Raw genomic sequence first — 6,751 nt, forward strand, 5'->3', positions numbered from 1 at the left:
GCAGGCGGGATCACTTTTGAAGAACTCGACGACTGCTTCATGCTGCACAAACTGCCGGGCGTATTCGTAGCCGGCGAGATGCTGGACTGGGAGGCGCCCACCGGCGGCTATCTGCTCCAGGCGTCATTCGCGACCGGGGCTGCGGCGGGACGGGGTGTGCTCGCATGGCTGAGGCATTCGTAGAACGCCGTCGCCCTTCGAGGGCCGCTGAAGAAGCGGCCGCCTCAGGGTGACGGCTTTCAAGGAGCGTCAACCGACGACGGTCCATAGAGAGCGTCATCCTGAGGTGCTCGGTTTCCGGTGCGACAGCACCGGGACCCGAGCCTCGCAGGAGGCGCGGGTGCCGACCCCGCCTACCGCAGCTTCCCCCGCGCCGCGACCGGCAGCGTGCCGATGATCTCCTCGCCGCGGACCATGACCACCTCGTCCATCATGTTGACGACGACGCAGACATGGTTCGGCACGACGCGGACGACGTCGCCGACCTTGGGCCTTGTGTTGCTGCGGGAGAGGTCGAGGAAGCCGTGCTCCTCGGCGAACTTGGCGATCTTTGCCTCGGGATGCTCCAGGATCAGGCCGTGGCCGTCGAGCCCGCCGGTGTCCGTCGTCAGCGTCTTCGAGCCGGCATCGAGGATGCCGCGCTCGGGCGCGGCGCGGCTCACCACCGTCGAATAGATGTGCAGGGCGCAATCGTCCCAGGTCGCCGAGCCTGCGGCGACCTGCATGCGGTCGTTGTAGATATAGGTGCCGAAGCGGTGCTCGGTGCCGCCCTTGAGCTTGCCGATGTTGACGAGGTTCGGCGTGCCGCCGGTCGAGACGATCTTTGCGTCGAGCCCGTGCGCGCGCACGCCGGCCAGCGCTTCGTCGTAGAATTTTTGCGCGTCCGCCCAGCCGGTCTCGGTGGGATAGAGCATGAAGCCGGCGAACTCGAGCCCCTCGGACGAAGCGATCTCGCGCGCCAGCGCAATCGCTTCAGCCGGCGTCTCGACACCCGCGCGCTTGCGCCCGGTGTCGCACTCGACCACGACCGAGAGCGGGCGGCCCGATGCGGCCGCCGCCTTGGGCAATCCCGCGACGACCGTGGGATTGTCGGCGGCCACCGTCATGTTGGCCTTGGCCTGCAGCGCGCCGAGCCGCGCCATCTTCTCCTCGCCGAGCAAATTGTAGCTGATCAGGATGTCGTCGATGCCGGCATTGGCCATGATCTCGGCTTCGCCGAGCTTCTGGCAGGTGATGCCTTTGGCGCCCGCCGCGATCTGAAGCTTGGCGATCGTCGGGTTCTTGTGCGTCTTGATGTGTGGCCGGTTGGCGATCCCGGCGTCGTCGCAAGCCTTCTGGATCCGCGCGATGTTGCGCTCGACCCTGTCCATGTCGATGACGGCGCAGGGCGTGCCGTATTCGCGGGCGATCTTGGCGGCGAGAGTTGTTGTCATAAGCTATGCCTGTTCAATCTCTTCCCTGAGCATTTCAAGTTCGAGCCAGCGCTCTTCGGCGGCGGAAAGTTCTTCATGTGCCTTGGCGATCGCGGCTGACGTGTCGTCGAACTTCTTTCGATCCTTGCCGTAGAGGTTGGGATCGTCGAGCACTTGCTGCAGCCTGGCGATATCCGCCTGCAACGTTTCCATCTTCTTCGGCAGCGTCTCCAGCGCGTGCTTCTCGTTGAAGCTGAGCTTCCGCTTCGGCGCGGACGACGGAGCCGCCGCGCGCTCTTCTTTCTTCTCGGCAGCCGGCTGCGATTTGGCCGTCTCGCGCTTGAGGTCTGCACCGCGCTGGATCAGCATGTCGCTGTAGCCGCCGGCATACTCGATCCACTTGCCGTTGCCCTCGGGTGCGATCACGGAGGTGACGACGCGGTCGAGGAAGTCGCGGTCGTGGCTGATCAGGATGACAGTGCCCTCATAATCGCCGAGCATCTCCTCGAGCACGTCGAGGGTTTCGAGATCGAGGTCGTTGGTCGGCTCGTCCAGCACCAGGAGGTTCGAGGGCTTTGCCAGTGCGCGCGCCAGCATCAGCCGGCCGCGCTCGCCGCCGGAGAGCACCTCCACCGGCGTGCCGCGCTGCTCCTGCGCGAACAGGAAGTCCTTCATGTAGCCGACGACGTGCTTCGGCTTGCCGCCGACCATGATCTGGTCCCCGCGGCCGCCGGTCAGGGCCTCCGCCAGCGTCGATTTGGGATCGAGGCTTTCGCGATGCTGGTCGAGCGTCGCGACCTCCAGATTGGCGCCGAGACGTATCGTCCCGGAATCCGGCTGCATGCCGCCGGTCAACAGGTTGACCAGCGTGGTCTTGCCGGCGCCGTTCGGCCCGATGATGCCGAGGCGGTCGCCACGCTGGATGCGGGTGGAGAAATTGTCCACGATCCTGCGTTCGCCATAGGCTTTGGTGATGCCCTTGGCCTCGATCACCAGTTTGCCGGACTGTTCGGCCTCGCTGGCCGCGAGGTTGGCGCTGCCGGCGGTGCCGCGATAGTTGCGGCGCTGGTCGCGCAGCGCGTGCAGATTGGAAAGGCGCTTGACGTTGCGCTTGCGCCGGCCGGAGACGCCGTGGCGCAGCCAGTGCTCCTCGTCGACGATCTTGCGGTCGAGCTTGTGCTGGTCGCGCTCCTCCTCGGCGAGCACCTCGTCGCGCCAGGTCTCGAACGAGGCGAAGCCGCGGTCGATCTGCTTGATCCTGCCGCGATCGAGCCACGCCGTCGATCGCGAGAGATTGGTCAGGAAGCGGCGGTCGTGGCTGATGATCACGAGCGCACTGCGGCGGCCGTCGAGCTCCTGTTCCAGCCATTCGATGGTGGCGAGGTCGAGATGGTTGGTGGGCTCGTCAAGCAGCAGAATGTCGGGAGAGGGCGCCAGCACATAGGCCAGCGCTGCTCGGCGGGCCTCGCCGCCGGAAAGGTCGTGCGGGTTTTCCTCGCCGGTAAGGCCGAGCTGCTCCAGGAGATAGCGCGCCTGGTGCTGGTCGTCGCCGGGCGCGAGCCCGGACTCGACATAGGCGAGCGTAGTTTTGTGGTCGCCGAAGTCGGGCTCCTGTGGCAGATAGCGCACGGTGGCACCGGGCTGCACGAAGCGCGTGCCGCCGTCGGGCTCGACCAGGCCGGCGGCGATCTTCAGCAGCGTCGATTTGCCGGAGCCGTTGCGGCCGATCAGGCAGACCCGCTCGGATGGCGCGACATTGAGCTCGACGCCCGACAGCAGCGGCGTGCCGCCGAAAGTCAGCTTGATGTCCTTGAGTTGGATCAGCGGCGGCGCCATGGTCAGCCCTGACTGGTCGCGGATGCATCGGCGCGCCGCCGCGCGATCCGTCGCAGCGTCTGGTCGAGCGCGGACAGGAACGCGGAGCGGTCGCGCGGCGCGAACGATCGTGGGCCGCCGGTGACTTCGCCGGACGAGCGCAGATCCGTCATGAGATTGCGCACCGCGAGCGTCATCCCGATCGATTCTTCGGTGAACGGCTTTCCGTTCGGCGCGATGACGTCGGCGCCTGCCTTCACACAGCGGCTCGCCAGCGGGATGTCGGAGGTCACGACGACGTCGCCGGGCCTGGCGCGTTCGGCGATCCAGTCGTCGGCCGCATCCATGCCGCTGCCCGCGGCGATGCGCTCGATCAGCGGGTCGTGCGGCACGCGGATGAAGTTGCCGGCGACGACGCTCACGGGCACGCCGTGCCGGAGCGCGACGCGGTAGATCTCGTCCTTGACCGGACAGGCGTCGGCGTCGACATAGATGCGGGTCGGGGTATCGGTCATTCCGCCGCGTGGTACCTCATTCAGGCCGCAAAGGCGAGGGGATTGACCGCTGTTCCCCGGCGCCTACGATCGGCCGCGAACAACAAGAAATGGGAACGCCAGCCATGCCGAACCGGCTCGAAACCTACCGCGTCGAGGCCTACAACACCGCCAAACAATCCGAAAACAAGATGCATGACGACACGGTCGCGCGCCGCTTCGGCTTTGAAGGAGGGCTGGTCCCGGGCGTCGACGTCTTCGCCTACATGATGCACGTGCCGATCGTCCGCTGGGGGCGGGACTTCCTGTCGCGAGGGCTGGTCGAGGCCCGCTTCATCAAGCCGGTCTATGACGGCGAGACAGCCGATGTCGACGCCACCGAGCACGAAGGCTTGCTGACCATCGAGGTGTTCAGCCGCACCGAGCTCTGCGCCACCGGGACAGCCTCGCTGCCGAAGGCAGCACCCGCGGTGTCGCTGAGCGACTACGTCGCGGTGCCCGTGGTGGCCGAGCGCAAGCCGGTCAGTCCGGCCATTTTCGAGACGGGCAGATGGCTCGGCACCACGCCGCGCCGCTGGGCCGGGCGGGATGCGGCGGATTATCTCGCAGACATCAGGGAGAAAGATCCGATCTTTGCGCGCGAAGGGTTGGGACACCCGGGCCTGATCCAGCGCGTCATGAACCGCGTGCTGGTGGACAACACCATCCTGGGCCCCTGGATCCATGTCGGTAGCCGCATGCAGTTGCTGTCCGCCGCACGCGCCGGCGATGAGATCACCGCGCGGGCGAAAGTCACCGCGAACTACGAGAAGAAGGGCCATCGCTTCGTCGAATTCGACGCGCTCGTCGTCGCCAACGGCACCACGCCGCTGGCGCACTGCCAGCACACCGCAATCTACCAGCCGCGCGAGCAGGCGGCGGCGTAGGAGGCCGGAAGGGGCAGGCTGTCACCACATCGTCATGCCCGGGCTTGTCCCAGGCATCCACGTTCTTTGTGCGGCAACGCGTGGATGGCAGGGTCAAGCCCGGCCATGACGGCGGAGAGACCTGCTTCGCCTCACGCCGCCTTGGCCTTCGCCTCCTGGATCGCCCGCCACACCCGCTCCGAAGTCAGCGGCATATCGATGTGCTTGATGCCGTACTCCGAGAGCGCATCGATCACCGCGTTCACCACCGTCGACAGGCTGCCGGCGCAGCCGGCTTCGCCGCAGCCCTTGCTGCCGAGCGGATTGGTCGTCGCCGGCACCGGATGGTCGCCGACCGTCATGTTGGGCACGTCCTCGGCGCGCGGCAGGGCGTAGTCCATCAGCGAGCCCGTGATCGGCTGGCCGCTGTCGTCGTAGCGGACGTGCTCCATCAGCGCTTGTCCGATGCCCTGCACAACGCCGCCATGGAGCTGGCCCGCGACCAGCATCGGGTTGATCACCGTGCCGAAATCGTTGACCGCGCTGTAGCGCACGATCTGTACCACGCCGGTCTCCGGGTCGATCTCGACCTCGGCGACGTGGCAGCCGTTCGGGAAGGCCGAGGCGATCGGCTCACTGGTGTGATCGACGTCGAGCGTCTCGGGCACGCCCTCGGGCATCTTGCCGTCGTGCAGCTTCTTCGCCAGCTCCATGATGTCGATGCTGCGATCGGTGCCTGCGATCGTGAACCTGCCGCCTTCGAACTCGATGTCGGCTTCGGACGCTTCGAGCATATGCGCCGCGGCGCGCTTGCCTTTTTCGATGACGAGTTTCGCGGCTCCCACGATGGCCTGGCCGCTCGCCATGATCGAGCGCGAGCCGCCGGTCCCGTTGCCGGTGTGGACGATGTCGCTGTCGCCCTGCACCAGCTTGATGTTCTCGAAGGGAACGCCGAGCTGCGCGCTCAGCACCTGCGCGAACGGCGTGGCATGGCCCTGGCCGTAGTCGAGCGTGCCGGTGATAAGCTGCACGGTGCCATCAGGATCGAACACGATCTTACCGAGCTCGGGGCTCGGCGGCGCCGTGACCTCGAGATAGGAGCCGACCGCGATGCCGCGCAGCTTGCCGGCCTTCTTGCTCTCCTTCTTGCGCTTGGAAAAATTCTCGTGGTCGGAGATTTCGAGCGCCTTGTTGAACACGGCCTGGAAGTCGCCGCTGTCATAGGTGACGCCCGAGGAGGCCGCGAACGGGATCTGGCTCGGCTTGATGAAGTTGCGCTTGCGCAAGGTCAGCCGGTTGATGCCCATCTCGTCGGCGGCCCGGTCGATCAGCCGCTCCATGTAATAGTTCGCCTCGGGCCGGCCGGCGCCGCGATAGGCGCCCATCAGCGTGGTGTTGGTCAGCACCACCTTGATGTCGACGGCCATCAGCGGCGTCCGATACACGCTGGAAAAATTCTTGCCGGTGTTGAGCGAGAGCGGCCCCGGCGCGACGCCGGTGATGTAGGCGCCGAGATTGCCGTAACCGGAAAGCTTGGCTGCGAGGAAATGCCCCTCGGCATCGAGCGCGAGTTCGGCATGGATCTTCTGCGCGCGGCCGTGGCTGTCGGAGAGGAAGGCGGTCGAGCGCTCGTCGAGCCACTTCACCGGCCGTCCCAATTCCTTGGCCGCATAGAGGATGCACATGTATTCGGGATAGTTGATGTTCTTCATGCCGAAGGAGCCGCCGACATTGGCGGTGAGGATGCGCACCTTCTCGTTCGGCACTTTCAGGTTCTTGGCGAGATTGGCGCGGTTGCCGGCGACGCCCTGCGTCGGCACCTGAAGCGTGTAGCGCTCGGTTGTCTTGTCATAGGAGGCAAGGCCGACGCGCGGCTCCATCGAGACCACGGCAACGCGGGTGTTCTCGATGTCGAGCTTGGTCACATGGGCGGCGCTGGCGAAGGCCGCATCGACCTTGTCCATGTCGCCATAATGGTAGTCGAGCGCGACGTTATTGGGGATGTGGTCGTAGAGCTGCGGCGCGCCGGGCTGGGCGGCTGCCTCGGGGTCGGTCACTGCCGGCAGCGGCTCGATGTCGAGTTCGACCGCCTCGGCCGCATCGCGGGCCTGCGCCAGCGTCTCCG

6 protein-coding genes are annotated in these 6,751 nt (G+C 66.3%); 2 read left to right on the top strand and 4 right to left on the bottom strand.

Annotation, left to right across the window (positions count from 1 at the left end):
- A partial coding sequence (locus JHD07_RS17025) for an NAD(P)/FAD-dependent oxidoreductase (protein WP_291624264.1) occupies nucleotides 1-183 on the top strand: 183 nt, incomplete at its 5' end.
- A 170-nt stretch (nucleotides 184-353) separates the two neighbouring features.
- Here JHD07_RS17025 and JHD07_RS17030 read toward each other — a convergent pair.
- From JHD07_RS17030 to JHD07_RS17040, 3 genes are read right to left on the bottom strand one after another with little or no spacing between them, the layout of a single operon-like run.
- Entirely contained in the window at nucleotides 354-1,433 is a 1,080-nt protein-coding gene (locus JHD07_RS17030) for an alanine racemase (protein WP_291624266.1), read from the bottom strand.
- Between the two features lie 3 nt (nucleotides 1,434-1,436).
- The gene (locus JHD07_RS17035) at nucleotides 1,437-3,248 is read right to left on the bottom strand and encodes an ATP-binding cassette domain-containing protein (RefSeq protein WP_291624268.1); all 1,812 of its coding nucleotides are present in this window, start codon (nucleotides 3,246-3,248) and stop codon (nucleotides 1,437-1,439) included.
- Between the two features lie 2 nt (nucleotides 3,249-3,250).
- Entirely contained in the window at nucleotides 3,251-3,742 is a 492-nt protein-coding gene (locus tag JHD07_RS17040; protein WP_291624270.1) for a YaiI/YqxD family protein, read from the bottom strand.
- 104 nt (nucleotides 3,743-3,846) lie between these two features.
- Here JHD07_RS17040 and JHD07_RS17045 point away from each other — a divergent pair, with 104 nt between their 5' ends.
- Entirely contained in the window at nucleotides 3,847-4,647 is an 801-nt protein-coding gene (locus JHD07_RS17045) for a hypothetical protein (protein WP_291624272.1), read from the top strand.
- 131 nt (nucleotides 4,648-4,778) lie between these two features.
- Here the strand turns inward: JHD07_RS17045 and JHD07_RS17050 are convergent.
- Nucleotides 4,779-6,751: molybdopterin cofactor-binding domain-containing protein (locus JHD07_RS17050; protein WP_291624274.1), on the bottom strand; the 1,973-nt coding region annotated here is incomplete at its 5' end.

The sequence above is a fragment of the Bradyrhizobium sp. genome (assembly GCF_016462955.1).
Taxonomy (GTDB): Bacteria; Pseudomonadota; Alphaproteobacteria; order Rhizobiales; family Xanthobacteraceae; genus Bradyrhizobium.

Excerpts from the sequence above, each read along its gene's own strand:
- JHD07_RS17035 (WP_291624268.1), bottom strand. The coding sequence starts at position 3,248 with ATGGCGCCGCCGCTGATCCAACTCAAGGACATCAAGCTGACTTTCGGC.
- JHD07_RS17045 (WP_291624272.1), top strand. The coding sequence starts at position 3,847 with ATGCCGAACCGGCTCGAAACCTACCGCGTCGAGGCCTACAACACCGCC.
- JHD07_RS17030 (WP_291624266.1), bottom strand. The coding sequence starts at position 1,433 with ATGACAACAACTCTCGCCGCCAAGATCGCCCGCGAATACGGCACGCCC.
- JHD07_RS17040 (WP_291624270.1), bottom strand. The coding sequence starts at position 3,742 with ATGACCGATACCCCGACCCGCATCTATGTCGACGCCGACGCCTGTCCG.